The organism is Nocardioides secundeburneus (assembly GCF_039939255.1).
Taxonomy (GTDB): Bacteria; Actinomycetota; Actinomycetes; order Propionibacteriales; family Nocardioidaceae; genus Nocardioides.
The window spans coordinates 15,920-40,006 of sequence record NZ_JBDUUE010000006.1 but is presented as its reverse complement, the minus strand read 5'-3'; the positions used below and the strand labels follow the sequence as shown (position 1 = coordinate 40,006).

Below are 24,087 nucleotides of genomic sequence, written 5' to 3'. Positions count from 1 at the left end.
GTGCTGCTGACCATCTCGACCACCGACGCCCGGGCGCCCGCGACCGATCTCGGCTATCTGCTGCACAAGCACCCCGAGCGGGTGCAGTCGTTCCCCCAGTCGTTCGGCACGGCCACGGTGGTCTACCCCGAGGCGAGCGCCGAGCGGTGCACCGTCGCGCTGCTGCTCGAGGTCGACGCCGTCCGGCTGGCCCGCACGCGGGGGCGCGACAGCCCCGACTTCAGCCTCGCCCAGTACGTCAACGACCGGCCCTACGCCGCGTCGTCGCTGCTCGCGGTCGCCCTCGCCGACGTGTTCTCCACCGCGCGCGCCGGCATCTGCAAGTCGCGCCAGGACCTCGCCGACGGCCCGCTCCCGCTGACGATCACCATCCCGGTGCTGCCGTGCCGCGGTGGCCCCGACGTCGCCCGCCGGTTCTTCGAGCCGCTCGGCTGGACCGTCGCGGCCACGTCGGTGCAGCTCGACCCGGCGTTCCCCGAGTGGGGCGCGTCGCGCTACGTCTCGTTGGTGCTCACCGGCGAGGTCCGGCTCGCCGACGCGCTCAACCAGCTGCACGTGCTGCTGCCGGTGCTCGACGAGTCCAAGCACTACTGGCAGGGCCCCGACGAGGTCGACAAGCTGCTCCGATCCGGGGGTGAGTGGCTGGCCGCGCACCCCGATTGCGAGCTCGTCGTCCGCCGCTACCTCGGCCGCCGGACGACGCTCGCCCGGGTCGCGCTCGCCCGTCTCGCCGAGCTCGACGACGTCGCCGAGGCGGACGTCGACGCCGACCCGGACGACGAGCACGCCGTGCCGGAGCCGGCCCGCGTGCCGCTCAACACCCTGCGCCACGAGGCGGTGCTCGCGGCCCTCGCCGAGGTCGGCGCCGAGACCGTGATCGACCTCGGCTGCGGACCCGGCCAGCTGCTGCGGAAGCTGGTGGCCGACCACCGGTTCGTGCGGCTCGCCGGGGTCGACGTGTCGGTGCGCTCGCTGCAGCAGGCCGCGCGCGCCGTCCGGCTGGAGAAGATGAGCGAGCGGCAGGCCGAGCGGACCTCGTTGTTCCAGGGGGCGCTCACCTACGAGGACCCCCGCTTCGCCGGCTACGACGCCGCCGTGCTGATGGAGGTCGTCGAGCACGTCGACCCGCCGCGGCTGGCCGCGCTCGAGCGCGTCGTGTTCGGCGTCGCCGCACCCGCCACCGTGCTGGTCACGACGCCGAACGTCGAGTACAACGACCTCTACGAGGGGCTCACGGGTCACCGCCACCACGACCACCGCTTCGAGTGGACCCGGGCCGAGTTCCGGGCGTGGTGCGACGCGGTGGCCTCCGAGCACGGCTACTCCGTCGAGGTCCGCGGCATCGGCGACGTCGACCCCGAGCGCGGCACTCCTTCGCAGCTGGGGGTGTTCCGTCGTGGCTGAGACCACCCGGGAGATCTCCGTGCCGCAGATGGGTCTCGTGCTGCTCGTCGGGGTGTCCGGCAGCGGCAAGTCGACCTTCGCCGCCCGGCACTTCCGGCCCACGCAGGTCGTCTCGAGCGACGCCTGCCGCGGTCTCGTCGCCGACGACGAGACCGACCAGTCGGCCACGCCCGACGCCTTCGACGTGCTGCACTACATCGTCGGCACCCGTCTGCGTCGCGGGCTCCTCACCGTCGTCGACGCCACCAACGTGCAGAAGGACGCCCGCGCCCAGCTCGTGCGCCTGGCCAGGAGCCACGACGTGCTCGTCGACGCGATCGTGCTCGACGTGCCCGAGCAGGTGGCCGTCGAGCGCAACGCGAGCCGGCCCGACCGCACCTTCGGCCGCCACGTGATCGCCCGCCAGCGCCGCGACCTCCAGCGCTCGCTCAAGGGCGTGCGCCGCGAGGGGTTCCGGCGCGTGCACGTGCTCGAGGGCGCCGAGATCGACACGGTGACCATCGGTCTCGAACGGTCGTGGAACGACAGGCGTGACCTGACCGGGCCGTTCGACGTCATCGGCGACGTGCACGGCTGCGCCGCCGAGCTGCGCGCGCTGCTCACCACCCTCGGCTACACCGTCTCGGCCGACGGGGCCCACCACCCCGCCGGCCGCACCGCGGTCTTCGTGGGCGACCTCGTCGACCGCGGTCCTGACTCGCCCGGCGTCCTGCGCCTGGTGATGGGCATGGTCGCCGCCGGCGACGCGCTGTGCGTGTCGGGCAACCACGAGGCCAAGCTGGTGCGCGCGCTCAAGGGTGCCGACGTCAAGCGGACCCACGGCCTCGCCGAGTCGCTCGAGCAGCTCGACGCCGAGTCCGAGGAGTTCCGCGCGGCGGCGCTCGCGTTCATGGACGGGCTGATCAGCCACTACGTCCTCGACGACGGCCGCCTCGTCGTCGCGCACGCCGGCCTGAAGGAGAGCTACCACGGCCGCTCCTCGGGCCGGGTGCGCTCGTTCGCCCTGTACGGCGACACCACCGGCGAGACCGACGACTTCGGCCTGCCGGTGCGCTACCCGTGGGCGAGGGAGTACCGAGGGCAGGCCGTCGTCGTCTACGGGCACACCCCCGTGCCGACGGCCGAGTGGGTCAACAACACGATCTGCCTCGACACCGGGGTCGTGTTCGGCGGCGAGCTCACCGCGCTGCGCTATCCCGAGCGCGAGCTGGTCGCCGTCCCGGCCGAGCAGCAGTGGTACGAACCCGTACGACCGATCGACGCCGGGGCGATCGGCAGCCGCGAGCCCACGGCGCTGCACGTCGACGACGTCACGGGCACCCGGTGGCTCGAGACGCCGCACGCCGGCAAGGTGAAGGTCGGCGAGGAGCACGCCGCCGCCGCGCTCGAGGTGATGAGCCGCTTCGCGGTCGACCCGCGGTGGCTGGTCTACCTCCCGCCCACCATGTCGCCCGCGCCCACCTCCACGCTCGACGGGTTCCTCGAGCACCCCGAGCGCGCCTTCGACGCCTACGCGGAGGCCGGCGTCACGCACGTGGTGTGCGAGGAGAAGCACATGGGCTCGAGGGCCATCGCCGTCGTGTGCCGCGACGCCGACGTCGCCGCCACACGCTTCGGCGTCGACGACGGCACCTCGGGGGCGGTCCACACGCGCACCGGGCGCCCGTTCTTCGCCGACCGCGAGGTGCATGCCGAGCTCGTCGCGCGCGTGCGCCGCGCCGTCCTGCCGCTGCTCGACGAGCTCGGCTCCGACTGGGTCGCGCTCGACGCCGAGCTGCTGCCCTGGTCGGCCAAGGCGATCGGTCTCGTCCGCGACCAGTACGCCGCCGTCGGCGCCGCGGCCCGCACCGCGCTGCCGGTGGCGGTCGACGTCCTGGCGAGGGCTGCGGCCCGCGGCGTCGACGTCGGCGACCTGCTCGCCCGTACCGAGCGGCGGCGCGAGCACGCCCGGGCGTTCCGCGACGCCTACGCCGGCTGCTGCGAGCCCGACACCGGCCTCGACGGCGTCCGCCTGGCGCCGTTCCAGGTGCTCGCGGTCGAGGGCGAGACCTGTGCCCTCACCCGCCCCCACCCGTGGCACCTCGACGTGCTCGGCCGGCTGGACGACCCGCTCGTCACGCCGACGCGGCACGTCGCGGTCGACCTGACGTCGTCGGCCGAGCGCGAGGCCGCGACGCGGTGGTGGCTCGACCTGACCGACGCCGGGGGAGAGGGCATGGTGGTCAAGCCGGCCGCCGTGCCCGAGGCCGGCGCGCGCGTGCAGCCGGGCCTGAAGGTCCGCGGCCGCGAGTACCTGCGGATCATCTACGGCCCCGACTACACCGACGCGCTCGACGTGCTGCGGGGGCGTCACCTGGGCAGGAAGCAGGCGCTGGCCCACCGCGAGCACGGCCTCGGCGTCGACGCCCTCGACGCCTTCGTGCGCCGCGAGCCGCTGTGGCGCGTGCACCAGCTGGTCTTCGCCGTCCTGGCGCTGGAGTCGGAGCCGGTCGACCCCCGCCTGTGAGGCCGATCGGGCATTTATGTCAGTCAAGACGACTGAGATAGTTGCTTTTGTGGGGTCCGCTGCCGAGACTGCGAGCATGACGCCCACGGCCCGCTACCTCGCCGACCCGTGGCTGCGCGCGTGCGCCGCCGTGGGCGCGCTGGGTCTCGCCGTCGAGGCGATCGCCGGGCTGCCGTGGCCGCTGTGGTTCGGCTGGGCCTACGTCGTGCTGCTCTCGGCGTGGGAGGTCGCACGCCACCGCGAGGGCTGACCGGTCCACTCCGTGACACGACCCACACCGTGCCGGTGGGACGCGTGTGGCAAACTCGACCCGACGAGTGAAGTTTGCTCGCGTGCTCTGGGGTCGGTGCAATTCCGAGCCGGCGGTGACAGTCCGCGACCCACGCGCAGCCAGTGCGTGGTTGACCAGGTGGAACTCCTGGACCGACGGTGAAAGTCCGGATGGTAAGCGCACGCAGGTGGTCCGTCGACGATCTCTCCCGGTGAGAGCGTCCCCGGCCGTCGTCCCCGGAGACCGTGAGCCCGACCGGCCCGGAGGGTGAGATGGCGTTCAGCGCCGCCGAGCGCGACGCGATGGCGCGCGCCCTCGCGCTCGCCGCCACCGACGGCGTTCCTCTCGGCCCGAACCCGCGCGTCGGTTGCGTGCTCCTGGCCGACGACGGCTCCACCGTCGCCGAGGGCCACCACCGCGGCGCCGGCACACCGCACGCCGAGGCCGACGCCCTCGCCCGGGCCGGCGCTGCCGCCCGCGGGACGACGGCCGTGGTCACGCTCGAGCCGTGCAACCACACCGGACGCACCGGTCCGTGTGCCCGTGCACTCGTCGAGGCCGGCGTGCGCCGCGTGGTGATCGCGCAGCGCGACCCGAACCCGGTCGCGGCCGGCGGAACCGAGACCCTGCGGGTGGCCGGCATCGAGGTCGAGCACGGCCTGCTCGCCGACGACGCGCGTGCCCTCAACGAGGTCTGGACCTTCGCGGTCGAGCACGCTCGTCCCTTCGTCACCTGGAAGCTGGCCACCACCCTCGACGGCCGCAGCGCCGCCGTCGACGGCACCTCGCGCTGGGTCTCCAGCGAGGCCGCGCGCCGCGACACGCACCGGCTGCGGTCGCTCGCTGACACGATGCTGGTCGGCACCGGCACGATCGCCGTCGACGACCCGCTGCTCACCGTGCGTGACGCCGAGGGCCGACCGCACGCCGTCCAGCCGCTGCGGGCGGTCATGGGCGAGCGCGACCTGCCGGCGTCGCGGCGGGTGTTCAACGACGACGCCGAGACGGTCCACCTGCGCACCCGCGACCCGCACGTCGCGCTGGCCGAGCTGCGCGCCCGCGACCGCCAGCACGTGTTCCTCGAGGGCGGCCCCACGCTCGCCGCCGCGTTCCTGCGCGTCGGCCTGGTCGACGAGGTCGTGGCCTACGTGGCGCCGATGTTCCTCGGCGCCGGTCTGTCGTCGCTCGGCGACCTCGGAATCACCACGATCGCCGCGGCGTTCCGGCCCACGGTCACCGACGTGACCGTGCTCCCGGACGACCCCGAGCACAACGTCCGCTACACCCTGCGACCCGAGAGGGACTGACATGTTCACCGGCATCGTCGAGGAGCTCGGCACCGTCGAGTCCGTCGAGGACCAGGGCGACGCCATCCGGCTCACCCTTCGCGCCACCGTCGTGCTCGACGACGCCGCGCTCGGCGACTCCATCGCGGTCAACGGCTGCTGCCTCACCGTGGTCACGCACGACGGCGAGCTCTGGACCGCCGACGTCATGCAGGAGACCCTCGACAAGACCAGCCTGCACGGGGTCGTGCCCGGCGACGTCGTCAACCTCGAGCGCGCGGTCACCGCCGACAAGCGCCTCGGCGGCCACATCGTCCAGGGCCACGTCGACGCCGTCGGACACGTCGTCCGACGGACCCCGAGCGAGCACTGGGAGGTCGTCGAGGTCTCGATGCCCGCCGAGCTCGGCAAGTACCTCGTCGACAAGGGCTCGGTCACGGTCGACGGCGTCAGCCTCACCGTCGTCGAGGCCGGCCCGACGTCGTTCACGGTGAGCCTCATCCCCGAGACCCTCGCCCGCACCACCCTCGGCCTGCGCCAGCCCGGCGACCGGGTCAACCTCGAGGTCGACGTGCTCGCCAAGCACGTCGAGAAGCTCCTCGACGCCCGCCTCGACAGCCTCGAGAACCGCGCGAACCGCGAGAACCGCGACGACACGGCCAGCACCACGGCCAGCACGGAAGGAACCGCACGATGACCTACCCCACCATCGAGGAGCAGCACGGTGGCGTGCGCCTCGACCCCGTCGAGCGCGCCATCGCCGACATCGCGGCCGGCAAGGCCGTCGTCGTCGTCGACGACGAGGGCCGCGAGAACGAGGGCGACATCATCTTCGCCGCCAGCAAGGCGACGCCGGAGCTGATGGCATTCACGATCCGTCACTCCAGCGGCGTGATCTGCGTGCCGATGCCGGGCTACATGCTCGACCGCCTCGAGATCCCGCTGATGACGCCGCACAACAAGGACAAGCTGCGCACGGCGTACACGATCTCGGTCGACGCCCGCGACGGCGTCACCACCGGCATCAGCGCGGCCGACCGGGCGCACACCGCCCGGGTGCTGGCCGACAGCGCCACCGAGCCGTGGGAGCTCACCCGGCCCGGGCACGTGTTCCCGCTGCGCTACCGCGACGGCGGCGTGCTCAACCGCCGCGGCCACACCGAGGCCGCCGTCGACCTCGCCACCCTGGCCGGGCTGACGCCGGCCGGCGTGCTCGTCGAGGTCGTCAACGACGACGGCACGATGAAGCGCGCCGACGAGCTGCGGGCGTTCGCCGACGAGCACGGCCTCGCGATGATCTCCATCGAGGACCTCGTGCGCTACCGCCGTCGCACCGAGAACCTCGTCGAGCGCGTCGCCGAGACCCGACTGCCCACGCGGCACGGCGACTTCACCGCCTACGGCTACAAGGTCACCACCGACGACTCCGAGCACATCGCGCTCGTGCTCGGCGACGTCACCGGCCCCGAGCCGGTGCTCACGCGGGTGCACTCCGAGTGCCTGACCGGCGACGTCTTCGGCAGCGCGCGCTGCGACTGCGGCCCGCAGCTCGACGAGGCGCTCGAGCGCATCGCCGCCGAGGGCCGCGGCATCGTGGTCTACCTGCGCGGCCACGAGGGTCGTGGCATCGGCCTCGTCGCCAAGCTGCAGGCCTACCAGCTGCAGGACGGCGGCCGCGACACCGTCGACGCCAACCTCGACCTCGGCCTGCCCGCCGACGCGCGGCACTACGGCACCGCCACGCAGGTGCTCAAGGACCTCAAGGTCGAGAGCGTGCGGCTGCTGACCAACAACCCCGACAAGGTCGCCAACCTCGAGATGTACGGCGTGCCCGTCGTCGAGCGGGTCGGCCTCACGCCGCACCCCAACGACCACAACCTCGCCTACCTGCTCACCAAACGCGACCGCATGGGCCACGACCTGCCCGACCTCGACCCCGCCCACCTCACCACGGAAGGACCGACCGTCTGATGGCCGGCCACGGAGCACCCACCGACGCACCCACCGACGCCAGCGGCCTGCGGGTCGCCGTCGTCGCCGCCAGCTGGCACACCGTCGTCATGGACGGCCTGCTCGCCGGCGCCCAGCGCGCGCTCGAGGCCTACCGGGTCACCGACGCCGACGTCGTCCGCGTGCCCGGCACGTTCGAGCTGCCCGTCGTCGCCTCCGCGCTCGCCGCGCAGGGCTACGACGCCGTCGTCGCGCTCGGCGTCGTCATCCGCGGCGGCACCCCGCACTTCGACTACGTGTGCAACGCCGCCACCGACGGCCTCGGGCGCGTCGCCCTCGACCACACCGTCGCGGTCGGCTTCGGCGTCCTGACCTGCGACACCGAGCAGCAGGCACTCGACCGCGCCGGACTCGAGGGCTCGGCCGAGGACAAGGGCTACGAGGCCACCTCCGCCGCCATCGTCACCGCCCAGACGATCCAGCAGGTCCGGCGCGGCTGACCCGCGCCATCTCAGAGGGGTCGGGCGGGTTCGGGACGGCGGAGCCGGGCACCTAGGCTGAGGGCCGTGAAGACGTTCGACGGGTTGTGGGCCGAGCTCTCCGAGAAGGCGCGCACGCGCCCGGAGGGGTCCGGCACCGTGGCCGCGCTCGACGCCGGCGTCCATGCGATCGGCAAGAAGCTGGTCGAGGAGGCCGCCGAGTCGTGGATGGCCGCCGAGCACGAGGGCAGGGAGCGCGCCGCGGAGGAGATCAGCCAGCTGATCTACCACCTCCAGGTGATGATGCTCGCCCTCGACCTCTCGCCCGACGACGTCTACAGCCACCTCTGACCCCGGAAGCGCCCCGATGACCCTCCGCATCGCGATCCCCAACAAGGGCTCGCTCGCCCAGGCCGCCAGCGAGATGCTGCGCGAGTGCGGCTACCGCCAGCGCGACGACTCCAAGCAGCTCACCCTCGTCGACGCCGACAACGACGTCGAGTTCTTCTACCTCCGCCCCCGCGACATCGCGCTCTACGTCGGCGAGGGCACCCTCGACGTCGGCATCACCGGCCGCGACCTGCTGCGCGACTCCGGCGCGAAGGCCGAGGAGGCCCTCACGCTCGGCTTCGGCCGCAGCACGTTCCGCTGGGCCGGCCCGCAGGGCCGCTACACCGACGTCGCCGACCTCACGGGGTCCCGCATCGCGACGTCCTACACCGGCATCGTGCGCTCCTACCTCACCGAGCGCGGCATCGAGGCCACCGTCACGCGTCTCGACGGCGCCGTCGAGACCAGCATCCAGCTCGGCGTCGCCGACGTCATCGCCGACGTCGTCGAGACCGGGGCCACCCTGCGCCAGGCCGGCCTCGAGACCTTCGGCGAGCCGCTGCTGCAGTCGGAGGCCGTGCTCGTCACCCGCGCCGGCGCGGCCGACGGGCCCGGGTTCGACGTCTTCAAGCGACGCCTCGAGGGCGTGCTCGTGGCCCGCGCCTACGTGATGATGGACTACGACATCGCCGAGGCCGACCTCGAGCGCGCCGTCGCGCTCACGCCCGGCATCGAGAGCCCGACCATCGCCCCGCTCAACCGCGACGGGTGGGTCGCCGTCCGGGCGATGGTGCCGCGCGACGGCGTCCACCGCCGCATGGACGAGCTCTGGGAGATCGGCGCCCGCGCCATCCTGCTCACCGACATCCACGCGTGCCGCCTGTGAGCCCAGCCGACCCGACCCCGGTCTCCCTGCCCCGCACCTGGCGCCCGCTCGGCCCGCGCATCGCCGGGATCGCCGGCGGCGGGTCGCTGGTCGCCATCATGACGATCTTGTGGATCGGCCTCGACGACGACGTCAAGGAGACCGTCACGCCGCTGCAGCGCGGCATCGTCATCGGGGCGTTCCTGCTCGGTTTCGCCTGCCTGTACGCGATGATCCGCTCGCGCGTGGTCGCCCGCGAGGACGGGCTGACCGTGGTCAACGGCTACAAGCGTCACGACTACGAGTGGGCCGAGATCGTCGCCGTCCGGCTCAACCCCGGCGCCCCGTGGGTGACCCTCGATCTCTCCGACGGCGAGAGCGCGCCGGCCATGGGCATCCAGGGCTCCGACGGCGCCCGCGCGAAGAAGGCCGTGCGCGAGCTGCGCTCACTCGTCGACCGCTCGAACCCCCCAGGACACTGACACCTCGTCGCCCGGCTCGCCGGCCGGGGCGAGCGCGAGCAGGTCGACCCCCGAGCGGAACGCGTCGGCGTTGGCCGTCATCGGCTCGACCGCGATCGAGCGGCGCGCCGTGGCCGGGACGTCGTCGGCGGTGTAGAGCAGCACCCACCGGATGCCCTCGTCGACCCACAACGCCACGGCCCGGCCCGTCGACGGGTCGCGCAGCGTCACCGTCGCCACCCCGCGCTCGTCGCGCGCGAGGTCGGTGAACGCGCCGTTGAGCTCGGTGTCGCGCAGCGGGCGGGCCACCCGGAAGTCGTAGGGCGTGCCGTCGACCGGCTCGGTGCCGACCGGGATGAGCACGTCGTCGGTGATCGAGCGGGTGGACGCCGGCAGCGTCAGCTCCCACGAGTCGACCGGGCCGGGGCCGACGCTCAGGTAGGGGTGGGCACCGCACGCGTAGGGCGCGGGCTCGGGGGACAGGTTGGTCGCGGTCTGCGTGACGGTGAGCCCGTCGGCGGACAGGTCGTAGAGCACGTGCAGGTCGAGCGCCCACGGGTAGCCCGTCTGCGCCATCAGCCGGTACTGCAGCGACACCGACCCGGCCGTGTGCTCCTCCGGCGTCCACGCGACCCACCGGGCCAGGCCGTGCGAGGCGTGATGCCGCTTCGGCTCGGTGAGCGGCAGCTGCAGGTCGCGACCGCCGAACGTGTACTGCCCGTCGCGCACCCGGTTGGGCCACGGCACCAGCAGCTGGCCGCGTCCGCCGGGCGACATCTCGTGCTCGTCGAATCCGTCGAGCAGCGCCCGCCCGGCGTGCGTGAGCGAGCGCAGCGCCCCGCCGCTCTCGGTGACGACGGCCTCGTAGCCGCCGGCGGAGATGCGGAACTGGTCGCCGCTGGGTGCGATCCGAGAGCTCATGGGGGACACCTCATCACACGCGATCACTCGGGGGAGACACCTGCCGCGCCGTCCACGACCAGGTCGGCCCGCTCGCGCGTGCGGTGCCGGGCGAGGTGGGCGTCCTCGGCGTCCTGCCAGGCGTGCCACTGGGCGCGCAGCGCCTCGCCGTCGCGGTCGATGCCGCGCCGCAGCCGGAGGTCGCGCGGCGCCTCGACCCACACCAGCGCCGTCGTCAGGTGGGCGACGGACGGCGACCCCGAGCCGACGCCCTCGACCACGAGCAGCCCGGACGCCGGCACCGCGACGTCGACGGTCTCGGCAAACGCGTGGGCGTGCCAGTCGTAGCGGCGGTAGCGCCCCGGCCGACCGGCCGACAGGGGCTCGAGCAGCGTGCGGAGCTGGGCCGAGACCGTGTCGAGGCCGGTCCAGCCGTCGTACAGGTCGTCCATGTGGACGACGTCCGCCCCGGTCGCGGCGGCCACGGCGGCGGCGAGGGTGGTCTTGCCCGAGCCGCCCGGGCCGTCGACGGCCAGCAGCCGCGCCGGCCCGAGCGTCGGCGTCCGGCCGGCGAGCAGCGACAGCACCCGCTCGAGCACGGGGTGGTTCAGCTGATGCCCCGGTTCTTGAGGATCGCCTCGATGTCGGCGAGGTCGTCGTCGATCGGCGCCTGACCCTGCGGCGCGGGGCGGGACGGCGACGGCTGGGACGCCGGCAGGCGGCCCGGGTCGCGCTGGTCGCGCTGTCGGGGGGCCTTCGGGGGAGCGTCACCGGTGCGCGCATCGACCACGCGGCCGGCGCCGTAGAGCAGCACCCCGACCCCGGCGAGCACGATGCCCACCCACACGACCGGGCTGAACACCAGGCGCGTGGCCCAGTCGCCGACGGCGTCCCCGACGCGCACCAGCATCTCCAGGGTGTCGGTCAGCCACGCCGCGATCGGCAGCAGCGTGATGCCGGCGCCCTTGAGCCCGGCGCCGAGGCCGCGCTTCTGGTAGGCGAACCAGGTGGCGACGCCGGCCACGAGGCTGAGCGCGACCGCGAGGGCACCGTAGGAGAAGTCGTCCATGTCGCGAGCCTACGGCGCGGTCTCCGTCCGCGCGTGCCGCGGCGCTTCCCGCGGCCGACCGGGACGCCGGCGCGCCGCGGCGTGGAACGGGTTGAGATGATGAGGTCATGTCCGGCCCGCTCGACCGTCAGCTGCTCGCGCCGGCCTACCCCGACGACGACGGCACCGCCGACGCCGCCCTGGCCGCGGCGCTCGCCGCCTACGCCACCGACCGGACGGCGCTGCCCGCCGCCCTCGCCGCGCTCCAGGGCGCCCGCCTGCTGGTGCCCGTGGTCGCCGTCGCCGGCGAGGTCGAGCTCGACGAGCGCGGTCTCGCCCACGACAAGACCAGCGACATGGCCGCCGTCCTCGTGCAGGGGCCCGACGGGCGCCGCGGCCTGCTCGCCTTCACCAGCACCGAGACCATGGCGCGCTGGGACCCCGCCGCCCGGCCAGTGCCCGTGCCCGCCCGCACGGCGGCCCTGGCCGCCGTCCAGGACGACGCCGACGCGCTCCTGGTGGACCTCGCCGGCCCGGCCCGGCTGGTCGTCGAGGGCGACCACCTGCGCCCCCTCGCCGCGGGGTGGCGGCTCGTGCGGGTGGGGGCCGACCTCGGGTGGGTCGAGCCAACGGAGGCATGAGCGTCGTGAGACCCGCCTGGATTGGTCAGCGCGGGGAACAGTGGCCTAGAGTTCAGCGTTGACCGAACTGTGAGCACCTCCGGGTGCCCATAGTTCTACAAGCGGAGACCAGGCTCGATCGTCTCCCACCCGCATCGACCGCCGCTCCACCAGGTCGTCGGGTCCGGTCCATGAAGGCTTCCGGCCAGACCTCCCGTGCACGCCATGCACGTCGGGATCTCGGACGAGATGGTCGCTGACTGGTCTCCGCTTGTGCACCCACGCGGAGGCCTCGTTGCTTTTTCAGGGCAGGCGCCGGGTGGGACCGACCACCGTCTGACCCCTGGAGGACACATCAGCACCGAGCTCCGCATCAACGACCGGATCCGCGTTCAGGAAGTCCGGCTCGTTGGCCCCAGCGGTGAGACCGTCGGCATCGTGCCGACGGCCGACGCCCTGCGCCTCGCCCAAGAAGCCGACCTCGACCTCGTCGAGATCGCCCCGATGGCCCGTCCGCCCGTGTGCAAGCTCATGGACTACGGCAAGTTCAAGTACGAGAACGCCCAGAAGGCGCGCGAGGCCCGTCGCAACCAGACGAACGTGATCATCAAGGAGATGAAGCTTCGTCCGAAGATCGACGCCCACGACTACGAGACCAAGAAGGGCCACGTCGTCCGGTTCCTCAAGGCCGGCGACAAGGTCAAGATCACCATCATGTTCCGCGGCCGCGAGCAGCACCGCCCCGAGCTCGGGTTCCGGCTGCTGCAGAAGCTGGCCGAGGACGTCACCGACCTGGGCTTCGTCGAGTCGTCGCCCAAGCAGGACGGCCGCAACATGATCATGGTCCTGGGCCCGCACACCAAGAAGGCCGACGCCAAGGCCGCCCACGCCGTGCAGAAGGCCGAGAAGGAGGCCGAGCGCGCCGCCACGAAGGCCGAGGAGCAGGCCGAGCGCGACGCCGCCCACGCCGCCGGCCCCGTGGCGCAGAAGAAGGAGCGCGGCCGCTCCGAGAACCTCGACCCCGAGATCGAGGCCTGACCCGGCCGCACGGCCCCCGACCTACGTGCGGCCCCACCGGGCCGCACGTCGTACCACCCGAGGAGAGAACTCATGCCCAAGAACAAGACGCACTCCGGTGCCAAGAAGCGGTTCAAGGTGACCGGTTCCGGCAAGATCATGCGGCTGCAGGCCGGTCGCAAGTCGGGCGCTGCGTTCGCCTCGCAGCCCACCACCGGCAGCCGGAAGAAGCAGCGCCGCAACGCCGGGGCGGTCGAGCTCGAGAAGGCCGACGTCGCTCGCGCCAAGAAGATGCTCGGCATCTGAGCGCCTGACCTCCACGACCGTCCCTCGCACCACCTGAACCAAGGAGCAACCCCATGGCACGCGTCAAGCGCGCAGTAAACGCCCACAAGAAGCGCAAGGTCACCCTCGAGCGCGCCGCCGGCTACCGCGGCCAGCGCTCGCGCCTGTACCGCAAGGCCAAGGAGCAGGTCACCCACTCCCTGGTCTACAGCTACAACGACCGCCGCAAGAACAAGGGCAACTTCCGTCGCCTGTGGATCCAGCGCATCAACGCCGCTGCCCGCGCGGAGGGCCTGACCTACAACCGCTTCATCCAGGGCCTCAACCTGGCCGGCGTCGAGGTCGACCGCAAGATCCTCGCCGACCTCGCCGTCAACGACGCGCCCGCCTTCTCGGCCCTGGTCGAGGTCGCCAAGGCCGCCCTGCCGGCCGACGTCAACGCGCCCCGCGCGACGACCGAGGTCCCGGCCTGAACGAGACACCCCTGAGCGCGGGCAACGCCCGCCTCAAGGAGCTCCGCAAGTTGAGCCGTCGCTCGGTACGCACCGAGCGGCGGCTCTTCCTCGCCGACGGCCCGAAGGCCGTCGAGGGCGCGCTCGGCGTGCCCGGGTGCGTCGTCGAGGTGTTCACCACGGTCGCCGGCCGCTCGCTCGTGCCGGCCGGCCTGCCCGACGACGTCGCCGTGACGCTCGTCGACGACCGCGCGCTCGCCGGGCTCAGCGACTCGGTCACCCCGGCCGGCGTCGTGGCTGTGTGCCGCTTCGTCGACGTCGACCTGCCGGCCGCACTGTCGGGCGGGCTGGTCGCGATCTGTGCCGACGTGCGCGACCCCGGCAACGCCGGCACCGTCGTCCGCACGGCCGACGCCGCGGGGGCCGACGCCGTCGTGCTCGCCGGGTCGTCGGTCGACCTGTACAACCCCAAGACCCTGCGGGCCTCCGTCGGCAGCGCGTTCCACCTGCCGGTCGCGCTCGCGCCCGACCCGCTCGACGTCGTCCGCGCGGCGCAGGCCGCGGGGTTCACCGTGCTCGCGACCGCCGCCGACGGCGAGCTGGCCCTGCACGACCCGCTGCCCGCCGGCCCCACGGCCTGGCTCTTCGGCAACGAGGCCCACGGCCTGCCCGCCGACCTCGCCGCCGCGGCCGACCACCGGGTGAGCATCCCGATCCACGGCCGTGCCGAGAGCCTCAACCTGGCCACCGCCGCCGCGCTCTGCCTCTACGAGTCGGCCCGCCACCGGGCTCGCTGAGCCGCGACCGACGCTCAGAGGTCCTTGCGCAGGTGCACGTCGTCGTGGCCGACGTCCGGCACGGCGTCCCAGCGGAGGATCTCGCGGTAGCCCAGGCGCTCGTAGAAGGCCGGCGCCTGGAAGGTGAACGACGTGACGAAGGCGTGCGTGCAGCCGCGCCGCCGGGCCTCCTCCTCGAACTGCGTCATGAGCCGGGCGCCGAGCCCGGTGCCGCGGTGGTCGGCGCGCACCCAGGTCATCGCGATGCCGGCCGCCGTGCCCCAGGTCCACCCGCTCACGCCCCCGGCGAGCCCGTCGGCGTCGTCGGCGCGCACGGTCAGCTCCTGCTGAGGCGCGACGTCGAGGTCGCCCGTCGCGCTCGCGTTGAACGCGTCGAGCTCGTCGCTCAGCCGCTGGTCGAGGTCGGGGTCGCCTGCCCCCGTCGAGAGCTCCACGCACCTAGTGTGGACGCCGTGACCGACCCGAGCGCCCAAGCCCTCGCCGATGCGCTGCCCGACGGGGTCGTGCTTGCCGACGCCGACGGGCGGGTCACGCTCGTCTCGGCCCTGGCCGCGCGGATGCTCGGCCGGGTCGGCGAGGACGACGTCGGCCGCCCGCTCGCCGAGGTGCTGCGCCTGCAGGACCAGGACGCCCACGACTGGGCGTCGTGCAACACGCCGTACGACGGGCTGCGCACCCGCACCGGCGTGCCCGAGCAGCCGTGGCTCACGCCGGGCGGCATCGAGGTGCTGGTCGCCGCGCGGCTGCACCGGGCCGAGCGCCTCGGGCCGGTCACCGGCGTCGCGCTCACCATCCGGTGGGGCCACGGTCGCGCCCGGCTCGACCGCGAGCGCTCCGACCTCGTCGCCACCGTCGCCCACGAGCTCCGCTCGCCGCTCACGGGCGTCAAGGGCTTCGTGCAGGCTCTCCTCAACCGCTGGGACAAGCTCAACGACGAGCAGAAGAAGCTCATGCTCACCACGGTCGCGGCCGACTCCGACCGCCTCAGCCGGCTCATCGCCGAGCTGCTCGACGTCGCCCGGATCGACACCGGCCGGTTGCAGCTCTACCCGCGCCCGGCCGATGCCGCGGCGCTCGTCGAGCGCTGCGCCGCGTCGGTCGGCCAGGGCACCCACCGCGAGATCGTCGTCCGGCTGGCCGACGACCTGCCCGACGTGTTCATCGACCCCGACAAGTTCACCCAGGTCGTCACCAACCTGGTCGAGAACGGCGTGCGCCACGGTGAGGGCACCGTCGTGGTCGCGCTCGCGCGCGAGCCGCACGACGACGCCCCCGACGGCGTCCGGGTCACGGTCACCGACGAGGGCGAGGGCATCCCGCCCGAGCTGCGCCGCCGGGTGTTCACCAAGTTCTGGACCGGCGGCACGTCGGGTGGGTCCGGCCTCGGGCTCTACATCGTCAACGGGCTCGTGCGGGCGCACGGCGGCGTGGTCGTCATCGACGACGTCGAGGGCGGGGGAGCGCTGCTGTCGTGCACCTGGCCGGGGGTGCCGGCCGAGCTGGTGATCTGAGCGGCTCGCACCTGACGGTGGTCGAGGTGCGAGGTGCGAGGTGCGAGGTGCGAGGTGCGAGGTGCGTGAGCTGACGCTGGTCGAGGTGCGACGAGCTCTGCGAGGAGCCGCGAGACCCCGGCTGTGGCTGGCCTGGCCTCGTGGGGCCGGTGATCTCGAGGCTCGGCCGCAGGCGGCCTCGCACCTCGATCAGCGAAGGCCGGTGGTCGAGGTGCGACGAGCTCTGCGAGGAGCCTCGAGACCCCGGCTGTGGCTGGCCTGGCCTCGTGGGGCCGGTGATCTCGAGGCTCGGCCGCAGGCGGCCTCGCACCTCGATCAGCGAAGGCTCGACCTGCGATCAGTGGGCGGCGGGGGCGGTCCAGTGCGGGTCGCGGCCGTACCAGCCGAGCAGCCGCTGGTAGGAGGACGCGTCGTCGTCGACCTCGACGACCGGGCCGAAGGGCACCTCGTCGAGGTGGCGGATCTCGGCCGGCAGGAACCGGCGGGTCGGCTCGAGGCACGCCGCGGCGACCTCGTCGTCGAGGTCGGTGGTGCGGCCGAGGGCGGCGGCGAGGTCCCAGCCGTGGGCGGCGAGCTCGCTGGTGTAGGCGAGCATCGCGCCGGCGGCGGGCAGCTCGCCGGCCGGGTGGTGCACGGTGCGGTCGAGGACGCCGTCCTCGGCCAGCGACGCGGCGAGGTCGGGCTGACGCTCGGCCCAGGCCGCCGCCCAGCCGTCGTCGGCGACGCCCTCGACCATCGACGGCACGTCGAACGGGTGGCCGCCGCGCAGCAGGTAGGGCACGCGCGAGGCGACGGCGGCGAGGTGTGCGAGCAGGTCGCGCACGGCCCAGCCGTCGCAGGGGGTGGGGCGGTCGAGGTCGGCCGGCCGGACGCCGTCGATCAACGGCGTGACCTGGGCGGCGGCGGCGAGGAGGAGCGGGCGGGGGTCGGTCTGCGTGGTGGTCATGTCTCCATCGTCGAACCTGAATCAGACATGGAGTGTCAGGTTTTTCTGCCAGACTCGGATCGTGCGCGCCGACCGACTCCTGCGTCTGATGCACCTGCTGCAACGCCACGGCACCCTGCCGGCGGCGCGCCTGGCCGAGCTGCTCGAGGTGAGTGAGCGCACGGTGCTGCGCGACATGGACGCGCTCTCGGCGGCCGGCGTCCCGGTCTTCGCCCAGCGCGGTCGCGGCGGCGGCTGCGGCATCGTCGAGGGCTACCGCACCGACGTCAGCGGGCTGACCACCGGCGAGGCGCAGGCGCTGTTCCTGTGGGGTGCGCGCGACACCACGAGCGAGCTCGGGCTCGGCCCCGAGCTCGGCAACGCGCTGGCCAAGCTGGCCGCGACGGTGCCCACCGGCGCGATGCAGGAGGCCGACGCGCTCGCCTCGGTGCTCGTCGTCGACCGGCGCCGGTGGTTCGCGGCCGCCGAGGAGGTGCCGGTGCTGCCGGTGCTGCGTGACGCCGCCGCCCGCGGCCGGCGGGTGCGCCTGCGCTACGAGTCGGCCTCGGGCGGCGCGACCCGCACGGTCGACCCGTACGGCCTCGTCGAGAACGCGGGCCGCTGGTATCTCCTCGCCGCCCACCGCGGCGAGCGGCGCATCTACCGCGTCTCGCGGGTGCTCGACGCCACGGTGCTGGACGACGCCGCGAGGCGACCCGCCGACCTCGACCTCGCCGCCGAGTGGGCCGACGCCCGTCGCGGTCTCGAGGTCGGCGACGCCGTCGGGCTCGACGTCGCCGTCGAGCCCCGGGCCGAGGGGATCTTCCGGCGGCTCGCGACGTTCCAGGTCGTGCGCGACTCGGTCGTCGAGACCCTGCCCGCGGTCGACGGCGACCCGCGCGTGCGGCTGCGGCTCGTCGTCCGGGCGCGCATGCAGGCGATCGGGCTCGTGCTCACCTTCGGCGGCGACGTCGAGGTGCTCGCGCCGCCCGAGCTGCGGGCCGACGTCGTCGCGTCGGCGTGGGCCGCCCTCGCCGCGCACGACGGGGTGGCTCAGGCCTGACGCGTGGGGCGCACGACGATCTCGCCGACGTCGACGCCGTCGGGCTGCTCGAGGGCGAACGCCACGGCGCGCGCGATCGCCGACGGGTCGAGCCCGAGGTCGGCCATCGCTCGCTCGACCTCCTCGCGCTGGGCCACGTCGACGGTCGAGGCCGCCACCAGCGACGTGCGGGTCATGCCGGGGGAGACGGCGGTGACGCGGTAGCGGCCCTCGCTCTCCTGTCGCAGCCCCTCGCTGATCGTGCGGACGGCGTTCTTGGTCCCGGCGTAGACGGCCTGGCCCGGTACGATCTTCAGCCCCGACGTCGAGACCACGTTGACGACGTGGCCGGAGCGCCGCTCGAGGAAGTGGGGGAGTGCGGCGGCGATGCCGTGGAGCGTGCCGCGCAGGTTGACGTCGATCATGGCGTCCCAGCCGTCGACGTCGACGTCGGAGACCGGGCCGATCGGCGCGACGCCGGCGTTGTTGACGATGGCGTCGAGGTGGCCGAAGTGCTCGCGGGCGAGGTCGACGAGACCGACCAGGTCGTCGCGGCGCCGGACGTCGACGACGCGCGCCACGGCCTGGCCGCCGGCGGCGACGATGCGGGCGACGACGGCGTCGAGCGCCTCCGAACGCCGCGCGCCGAGGACGACGTGGGCGCCGCGTGCGGCCAGGTGCTCGGCCGTCGCGGCGCCGATGCCGCTGCTGGCCCCGGTGACGGCGACGACCATGCCGGTGAGTGCGGGTCGGGTGGTGATGTCAGTGACTGTCATGCTCTCGACCGTAGCAGGTGATGTCAGAGGCTGACGTCACTCGCTACGATGGCCCCATGAGCCGATGGCCCGACGACGCGCGCACCCGCCTGGCCGCCGCCGCGGTCGACCTCTACCTCGAGCAGGGCTACGACCGCACGACGGTCGCCCAGGTCGCCGGGCGCGCCGGCGTCACCGAGCGCACCTACTTCCGGCACTTCCCCGACAAGCGCGAGGTGCTCTTCGCCAACCAGGCCGCGATCGACGACGCGCTCGTCGACGCCGTGGCCACGGCGTCGGGGACCGTGCGCGACCTCGTCGTCGCCGGCCTCACCGCCGTCGCGGCATCGCTCCAGGACCGGCACGCCGAGCTCGCGCGGCGTCAGCCGCTGATGGACCAGCACCCCGACCTCCGCGAGCGCGAGCTGGCCAAGCTGGGGTCGTGGTCGACGGCGCTGGCCGCCGCCCTGGCCGCCCACGGCATCGCGCCGGACCGCGCCGCGCTGGCCGCCTCGGTCGCGATCGCCGTGCTCGACGTGACGGCGCGCGACTGGCTGGGCGGGCCCGGCGACGCCGACCTGGCCCGCGCGGTGCGCGAGGCGCTCGACGAAGCCGCGGCCCTGCTCGGCGGCTCCTGACGACGTCGGGCGGAACCGGTTCGCGGGCCCGGCCCGCGCGTTCCTAGACTCGACCCCGTGTCCGGACCCAACACCGACTACGACCCCGTCGAGGTCGACGCCTTGAAGCCCGAGGAGGTCGAGGCCGCGCGCGACGCGGCCCTGGCCGCGATCGACGACGCCCCCGACCTCGAGGCCCTCAAGCTCGTACGCACCGCGCACACCGGCGACCGCTCGCCGCTGGCCCTGGCCAACCGCGAGATCGGCGCGCTGCCGCCCGCCGCCCGCAAGGAGGCCGGCCAGCGCGTCGGCCAGGCCCGCGGTGCGGTCAGCAAGGCTCTCGCCGCGCGCCAGGTGGTGCTCGAGGCCGAGCACGAGGAGCGGATGCTGGCCGAGGAGACGGTCGACGTCACGCTGCCGACCGACCGGGTGCCCACCGGGGCGCGCCACCCGATCACCACCGGCTCCGAGCTGGTCGCCGACATCTTCGTCGCGATGGGCTGGGAGGTCGCCGAGGGCCCGGTGCTCGAGGCCGAGTGGCTCAACTTCGACGCCCTCAACCTCGGCCCCGACCACCCCGCGCGCACCATGCAGGACACCTTCTGGACCGACCCCGCGGGCGATGCGATGGTGCTGCGCACCCACACCAGCCCCGTGCAGGCGCGCACCATGCTCGAGCGCACGCCGCCGATCTACGTCGTGTGCCCGGGCCGGGTCTTCCGCACCGACGAGTACGACGCCACCCACTCGCCGATGTTCCACCAGGTCGAGGGTCTCGCCATCGACGAGGGCATCTCGATGGCCCACCTCAAGGGCACGCTCGACCACTTCGCGACCGCCATGTTCGGCGAGGGGATCACCACCCGGTTCCGCCCGTCGTTCTTCCCGTTCACCGAGCCGAGCGCCGAGGTCGACCTGGTCTGCTTCGTGTGCCGCGGCGCGCAGGTCGTCGACGGCGCGCCGTGCCGCACCTGCAAGGGCGAGGGCTGGATCGAGTGGGGCGGCTGCGGCGTCGTCAACCCGCGGGTGCTGCGCGCCTGCGGCGTCGACAGCGAGCGCTACTCGGGCTTCGCCTTCGGCATGGGCATCGACCGCACGCTGATGTTCCGCCACGGCATCGCCGACCTCCGCGACCTGTTCGAGGGCGACGTCCGCTTCACCACCGCATTCGGATCGGAGCTCTGAGCACGTGAAGGCCCCCGTCTCCTGGATCAAGGAGTACGTCGACCTGCCGGACGACGTGACCACCGCCGAGCTCGCCGCGCGGCTCACCGCCCTCGGCCTCAAGCTCGAGGCCATCGAGAGCCCCGGCGATGCGATCACCGGCCCTCTCGTCGTGGGCCAGGTGCTCACCCGCGAGCCCGAGCCGCAGAAGAACGGCAAGACGATCAACTGGTGCACCGTCGACGTCGGCGACGCCAACGGCACCGGTGAGCCGCAGGGCATCGTGTGCGGTGCCCACAACTTCGACGTCGGCGACCTCGTCGTCGTCGTGCTGCCCGGTGCCGTGCTGCCCGGCGACTTCGCGATCAGCGCCCGCAAGACCTACGGGCACCTGTCGGCCGGCATGATCTGCTCGGCCCGCGAGCTCGGCCTCGGCGACGATCACGAGGGCATCATCGTGCTCCCGCCCGGCACCGCCGCGCCGGGCACCGACGCGTTCGCCGTGCTCGGCCTCGACGACGACGTCATCGAGTTCGAGATCAACCCCGACCGCGCCTACGCCCTCAGCCTGCGCGGCGTCGCCCGCGAGGCGGCGCTGGCCTACGGCGTCCCGTTCACCGACCCGGCCGCGCGCGAGACGCCGGACGCCGACGGCGACGGCTACCCGGTCGTGCTCGACGACACCGACGGCTGCCCGCTGTTCGTGGCCCGGCTCGTCGAGGGCTTCGATCCCGCGGCCCCCACGCCCGACTGGATGGCGCAGCGCCTCGTGCAGGCCGGCATGCGTCCGATCTCGCTCGCCGTCGATGTCACCAACTACGTGATGCTCGAGATCGGCCGCCCGATCCACGGCTACGACGCCGACAAGCTCACCGGGCCGATCGGCGTCCGGCGGGCGCGGGCGGGGGAGCGGCTCACCACCCTCGACGGCACCGATCGCGCCCTCGACGTCGAGGACCTCGTGGTCACCGACGACTCCGGCATCATCGGCCTCGGCGGCGTCATGGGCGGAGAGCCCACCGAGATCTCCTCCACCACGACCCGCGTGCTGGTCGAGGCGGCGCACTGGGACGCCACGTCGATGTTCCGCACCGGCAAGCGGCACAAGATCTCCTCCGAGGCCGGCAAGCGCAACGAGCGTGGCGTCGACCCGACGGTCACCGAGGCGGCCGCCGACCGCGTCGTCGAGCTGCTCGTCGCGCACGGCGGCGGCACCGCGGCCCCGGGCGTCACCGTCGTCGGCACACCGCCGACCCGCGACCCGATCCCGCTCGCCGTCGACCTGCCGTCGCGCATCACCGGCATCGACATCCCTGACGAGACGGTCGCCCAGGCCCTCGTCGCCGTCGGCTGCGTGCCCGGCGAGACCGGGCTCGTGCCGCCGCCGTGGCGCCCCGACCTCGTCGACCCCTACGACCTCGTCGAGGAGGTCGCCCGCGTGGTCGGCTACGACCGGGTGCCCTCGGTGCTCCCGACGCCGGCTGCCGGCCGCGGGCTCACCCGCGAGCAACGGCTGCGCCGCCGCGTCGGCCGCACCCTCGCCGGGGCGGGTGCCGTCGAGGTGATCAGCTTCCCCTTCGTCGGCGACGCCGCCCTCGACGCCCTCGGCATCGGGGCCGACGACGTCCGCCGGCACACGGTGCGCCTGGCCAACCCGCTCTCCACCGAGGAGCCGGCCTACACCACCACGCTGCTGCCCGGCCTGCTGAAGGCCGCGGTGCGCAACCTCGGCCGCGGCGCCGCCGGCGTCACGCTGTTCGAGACCGGCACCGTCGCGTTCCCGGTCGACCGCGGACCCGCGCCCATCTACGGCGTCGACCAGCGGCCCTCCGAGGCCGACCTCGCGAAGCTGCTCGACACCCTGCCGCGCCAGCCGCTCCACCTCGCCGTCGTCCTCGCCGGCGAGCGCGAGCGGGCCGGCTGGTGGGGCGCGGGCAGCCAGCACGGCTGGTCCGACGCCATCGGCATCGTGCGTCGCCTCGCCACCGAGCTCGGCGTCCCGCTCGACGTGCGCTCGGCCACGCTGGCGCCCTGGCACCCCGGTCGCTGCGCCGAGCTGGTCGTCGGTGGGCAGGGCGACGGCGCCTCGATCGGTCACGCCGGCGAGCTGCACCCGGCCGTGTGCCGCACGCTCGGCCTGCCCGCGCGCAGTGCCGCCGTCGAGCTCGACCTCGACGCGCTGCTCGCCGCCGCGCGGGCCGTCGTCCCCGGGCCCGAGCTGTCGTCCTACCCGCAGGCCAAGGAGGACGTCGCGCTGCTGGTCGACGCCGCGGTCACGGTCGCCGACGTCGAGGCGGCGCTGCGTGCCGGCGCCGGTGAGCTGCTCGAGACCATCCGGCTCTTCGACGTCTACACCGGCGAGCAGGTCGGCGAGGGGCAGAAGTCCCTCGCCTTCGCGCTCCGCTTCCGCGCCCCCGACCGCACGCTGACCGAGGAGGAGACCTCTGCCGCCCGCGACGCCGCCGTCGCCGCGGCGGCCGAGCGCTGCGGCGCGGTCCAGCGATGACCGCGGTCGGCGCCGACGCAGCCGGGCGCTTCCGGCTCGGCGACCGCGACGTCGCCCGCCTCGGCCTCGGCGCCATGCGGCTCACGGGCTCGCGCCCGTTCTCGATGGGCGAGCCGAGCGACCGGACGACGTCGATCGCCATGCTGAGGCGCGCGGTCGAGCGTGGCGTCGACCACGTCGACACCGCCGCGTTCTACTTCTCCCAGACGCGTTCGGCCAACGAGATCATCAACGCCGCGCTCTCGCCCTACGACGGCGTCACGGTCGTCACGAAGGTCGGCCCGCACCGCGGCCTCGACGGCTCTTGGTTCGGCGCACCCGCGCCCGGCAACCTGCGCGGCCAGGTCGAGGAGAACCTGCGCCAGCTCGGCCGTGACCGCATCGACGTCGTCAACTACCGCACCTACGGCCCCGGCCCGGTCGCCGAGCACGTCGGCGTGCTGCACGACCTCGTCGCCGAGGGGCTCGTCGGCCACGTGGGCATCTCCAACGTCACGCTCGAGCAGCTCGAGGAGGCGTTCGCCGTCGGGCCGCTCGCGTGCGTGCAGAACCGGTTCTCGCTCGACTCCGACCACAGCCGCGACGTGCTGCGCCGCTGCGGCGAGCTGGGCGTCGCCTTCGTGCCGTTCTTCGCGATCGCCGGCCCGGGCCGCGAGGCCGGCACCGGTACGGAGGTCGACGTCGTCGCCGAGGTCGCGGCCGAGGTCGGGGCCGCGCCTGCCCAGGTGCGCATCGCGTGGACCCTCGCCCTGGGCGACCACGTGCTCGCCATCCCCGGCACCAGCCGGCCCGACCACCTCGAGGCCAACATCGACGCCGCGGCCCTCCGGCTCAGCGACGAGCAGGTGGCCCGCCTCACGCCGACGCCCGTCGGCCAGGCCTGAGCGAGACCTCCA

The 24,087-nt window shown here is 73.9% G+C and carries 27 protein-coding genes and 1 riboswitch; of the genes, 21 read left to right on the top strand and 6 right to left on the bottom strand.

Annotated elements, in window-relative coordinates:
* From ABFT23_RS16520 to ABFT23_RS16475, 10 genes are all read left to right on the top strand, one after another.
* The gene (locus tag ABFT23_RS16520) at window positions 1–1,404 is read left to right on the top strand and encodes a 3' terminal RNA ribose 2'-O-methyltransferase Hen1 (RefSeq protein WP_347897130.1); all 1,404 of its coding nucleotides are present in this window, start codon (window positions 1–3) and stop codon (window positions 1,402–1,404) included.
* Window positions 1,397–3,910, top strand: coding sequence for a polynucleotide kinase-phosphatase (locus ABFT23_RS16515; protein WP_347897128.1), 2,514 nt, complete (start codon window positions 1,397–1,399; stop codon window positions 3,908–3,910). Before ABFT23_RS16520 ends, ABFT23_RS16515 begins: the two co-directional genes overlap by 8 nt.
* 76 nt (window positions 3,911–3,986) lie before the next feature.
* Window positions 3,987–4,160: a hypothetical protein gene (locus ABFT23_RS16510; protein ID WP_347897126.1), complete on the top strand. Its 174-nt coding sequence runs from the start codon at window positions 3,987–3,989 to the stop codon at window positions 4,158–4,160.
* 78 nt (window positions 4,161–4,238) lie between these two features.
* A riboswitch (FMN riboswitch) is annotated at window positions 4,239–4,368 on the top strand.
* 85 nt (window positions 4,369–4,453) lie between these two features.
* Entirely contained in the window at window positions 4,454–5,488 is a 1,035-nt protein-coding gene (gene ribD / locus ABFT23_RS16505) for a bifunctional diaminohydroxyphosphoribosylaminopyrimidine deaminase/5-amino-6-(5-phosphoribosylamino)uracil reductase RibD (protein WP_347897124.1), read from the top strand.
* Window position 5,489: 1 nt separating this feature from the next.
* Entirely contained in the window at window positions 5,490–6,164 is a 675-nt protein-coding gene (locus ABFT23_RS16500) for a riboflavin synthase (RefSeq protein WP_347897122.1), read from the top strand.
* A complete protein-coding gene (locus ABFT23_RS16495) occupies window positions 6,161–7,438 on the top strand; it encodes a bifunctional 3,4-dihydroxy-2-butanone-4-phosphate synthase/GTP cyclohydrolase II (protein ID WP_347897120.1) in 1,278 nt (425 codons plus the stop codon). The genes ABFT23_RS16500 and ABFT23_RS16495 overlap by 4 nt, the downstream gene beginning before the upstream one ends.
* Complete coding sequence (ribH, locus tag ABFT23_RS16490; RefSeq protein WP_347897118.1) at window positions 7,438–7,917, top strand: 6,7-dimethyl-8-ribityllumazine synthase; 480 nt, start codon at window positions 7,438–7,440, stop codon at window positions 7,915–7,917. Before ABFT23_RS16495 ends, ribH begins: the two co-directional genes overlap by 1 nt.
* Window positions 7,918–7,983: 66 nt before the next feature.
* Window positions 7,984–8,247, top strand: coding sequence for a phosphoribosyl-ATP diphosphatase (locus ABFT23_RS16485; protein ID WP_347897116.1), 264 nt, complete (start codon window positions 7,984–7,986; stop codon window positions 8,245–8,247).
* 16 nt (window positions 8,248–8,263) lie between these two features.
* The gene (hisG, locus tag ABFT23_RS16480) at window positions 8,264–9,112 is read left to right on the top strand and encodes an ATP phosphoribosyltransferase (protein ID WP_347897114.1); all 849 of its coding nucleotides are present in this window, start codon (window positions 8,264–8,266) and stop codon (window positions 9,110–9,112) included.
* Entirely contained in the window at window positions 9,109–9,573 is a 465-nt protein-coding gene (locus ABFT23_RS16475; RefSeq protein ID WP_347897112.1) for a PH domain-containing protein, read from the top strand. Before hisG ends, ABFT23_RS16475 begins: the two co-directional genes overlap by 4 nt.
* Here ABFT23_RS16475 and ABFT23_RS16470 read toward each other — a convergent pair.
* Genes ABFT23_RS16470 through ABFT23_RS16460 form a run of 3 tightly spaced genes read right to left on the bottom strand, consistent with a single transcriptional unit; the run spans window position 9,538 to window position 11,521 of the window.
* Window positions 9,538–10,473: an aldose 1-epimerase family protein gene (locus ABFT23_RS16470; RefSeq protein ID WP_347897110.1), complete on the bottom strand. Its 936-nt coding sequence runs from the start codon at window positions 10,471–10,473 to the stop codon at window positions 9,538–9,540. The two genes, ABFT23_RS16475 and ABFT23_RS16470, sit on opposite strands and share 36 nt — an antisense overlap.
* A 23-nt stretch (window positions 10,474–10,496) precedes the next feature.
* Window positions 10,497–11,051: a nucleoside/nucleotide kinase family protein gene (locus tag ABFT23_RS16465; protein ID WP_347897109.1), complete on the bottom strand. Its 555-nt coding sequence runs from the start codon at window positions 11,049–11,051 to the stop codon at window positions 10,497–10,499.
* 8 nt (window positions 11,052–11,059) lie between these two features.
* Window positions 11,060–11,521: a hypothetical protein gene (locus ABFT23_RS16460; RefSeq protein ID WP_347897108.1), complete on the bottom strand. Its 462-nt coding sequence runs from the start codon at window positions 11,519–11,521 to the stop codon at window positions 11,060–11,062.
* A gap of 107 nt (window positions 11,522–11,628) precedes the next feature.
* On the opposite strand from ABFT23_RS16460, the gene ABFT23_RS16455 reads away from it, so the two are divergent.
* The 5 genes from ABFT23_RS16455 to ABFT23_RS16435 all read left to right on the top strand — a co-directional run bounded on the left by ABFT23_RS16455 (window position 11,629) and on the right by ABFT23_RS16435 (window position 14,671).
* On the top strand, window positions 11,629–12,141 hold the full coding sequence (locus ABFT23_RS16455; protein ID WP_347897106.1) for an SseB family protein: 513 nt from the start codon (window positions 11,629–11,631) through the stop codon (window positions 12,139–12,141).
* 315 nt (window positions 12,142–12,456) lie between these two features.
* Window positions 12,457–13,158 (top strand): translation initiation factor IF-3, encoded by a 702-nt coding sequence (gene infC, locus ABFT23_RS16450; protein WP_347897952.1) that lies wholly within the window; start codon window positions 12,457–12,459, stop codon window positions 13,156–13,158.
* Between the two features lie 72 nt (window positions 13,159–13,230).
* On the top strand, window positions 13,231–13,443 hold the full coding sequence (locus ABFT23_RS16445) for a large ribosomal subunit protein bL35 (RefSeq protein WP_347897104.1): 213 nt from the start codon (window positions 13,231–13,233) through the stop codon (window positions 13,441–13,443).
* A 53-nt stretch (window positions 13,444–13,496) separates the two neighbouring features.
* Window positions 13,497–13,895, top strand: coding sequence for a 50S ribosomal protein L20 (gene rplT / locus ABFT23_RS16440; protein ID WP_347897102.1), 399 nt, complete (start codon window positions 13,497–13,499; stop codon window positions 13,893–13,895).
* Window positions 13,892–14,671: a TrmH family RNA methyltransferase gene (locus tag ABFT23_RS16435; RefSeq protein WP_457623722.1), complete on the top strand. Its 780-nt coding sequence runs from the start codon at window positions 13,892–13,894 to the stop codon at window positions 14,669–14,671. The genes rplT and ABFT23_RS16435 overlap by 4 nt, the downstream gene beginning before the upstream one ends.
* Window positions 14,672–14,685: 14 nt before the next feature.
* Here the strand turns inward: ABFT23_RS16435 and ABFT23_RS16430 are convergent, their stop codons facing one another.
* Window positions 14,686–15,105, bottom strand: a complete 420-nt coding sequence (locus ABFT23_RS16430; RefSeq protein ID WP_347897098.1) for a GNAT family N-acetyltransferase — start codon at window positions 15,103–15,105, stop codon at window positions 14,686–14,688.
* 18 nt (window positions 15,106–15,123) lie between these two features.
* Between ABFT23_RS16430 and ABFT23_RS16425 the strand changes: the two genes are divergently transcribed.
* The gene (locus ABFT23_RS16425; RefSeq protein WP_347897096.1) at window positions 15,124–16,182 is read left to right on the top strand and encodes a sensor histidine kinase; all 1,059 of its coding nucleotides are present in this window, start codon (window positions 15,124–15,126) and stop codon (window positions 16,180–16,182) included.
* A gap of 337 nt (window positions 16,183–16,519) precedes the next feature.
* Here the strand turns inward: ABFT23_RS16425 and ABFT23_RS16420 are convergent, their stop codons facing one another.
* Entirely contained in the window at window positions 16,520–17,128 is a 609-nt protein-coding gene (locus ABFT23_RS16420) for a TIGR03086 family metal-binding protein (protein ID WP_347897094.1), read from the bottom strand.
* Window positions 17,129–17,189: 61 nt separating this feature from the next.
* On the opposite strand from ABFT23_RS16420, the gene ABFT23_RS16415 reads away from it, so the two are divergent.
* Entirely contained in the window at window positions 17,190–18,170 is a 981-nt protein-coding gene (locus tag ABFT23_RS16415) for a helix-turn-helix transcriptional regulator (protein ID WP_347897092.1), read from the top strand.
* Here the strand turns inward: ABFT23_RS16415 and ABFT23_RS16410 are convergent.
* Entirely contained in the window at window positions 18,161–18,925 is a 765-nt protein-coding gene (locus tag ABFT23_RS16410; protein WP_347897091.1) for an SDR family oxidoreductase, read from the bottom strand. The genes ABFT23_RS16415 and ABFT23_RS16410 overlap by 10 nt on opposite strands.
* Before the next feature lie 56 nt (window positions 18,926–18,981).
* Between ABFT23_RS16410 and ABFT23_RS16405 the strand changes: the two genes are divergently transcribed.
* Genes ABFT23_RS16405 through ABFT23_RS16390 form a run of 4 tightly spaced genes read left to right on the top strand, consistent with a single transcriptional unit; the run spans window position 18,982 to window position 24,075 of the window.
* Entirely contained in the window at window positions 18,982–19,542 is a 561-nt protein-coding gene (locus tag ABFT23_RS16405) for a TetR/AcrR family transcriptional regulator (protein WP_347897089.1), read from the top strand.
* 57 nt (window positions 19,543–19,599) lie between these two features.
* A complete protein-coding gene (gene pheS, locus ABFT23_RS16400; RefSeq protein WP_347897087.1) occupies window positions 19,600–20,706 on the top strand; it encodes a phenylalanine--tRNA ligase subunit alpha in 1,107 nt (368 codons plus the stop codon).
* A 4-nt stretch (window positions 20,707–20,710) separates the two neighbouring features.
* Window positions 20,711–23,191 (top strand): phenylalanine--tRNA ligase subunit beta, encoded by a 2,481-nt coding sequence (pheT, locus tag ABFT23_RS16395; protein WP_347897085.1) that lies wholly within the window; start codon window positions 20,711–20,713, stop codon window positions 23,189–23,191.
* Window positions 23,188–24,075: an aldo/keto reductase gene (locus ABFT23_RS16390; RefSeq protein ID WP_347897083.1), complete on the top strand. Its 888-nt coding sequence runs from the start codon at window positions 23,188–23,190 to the stop codon at window positions 24,073–24,075. Before pheT ends, ABFT23_RS16390 begins: the two co-directional genes overlap by 4 nt.
* Window positions 24,076–24,087: the final 12 nt, after the last annotated feature.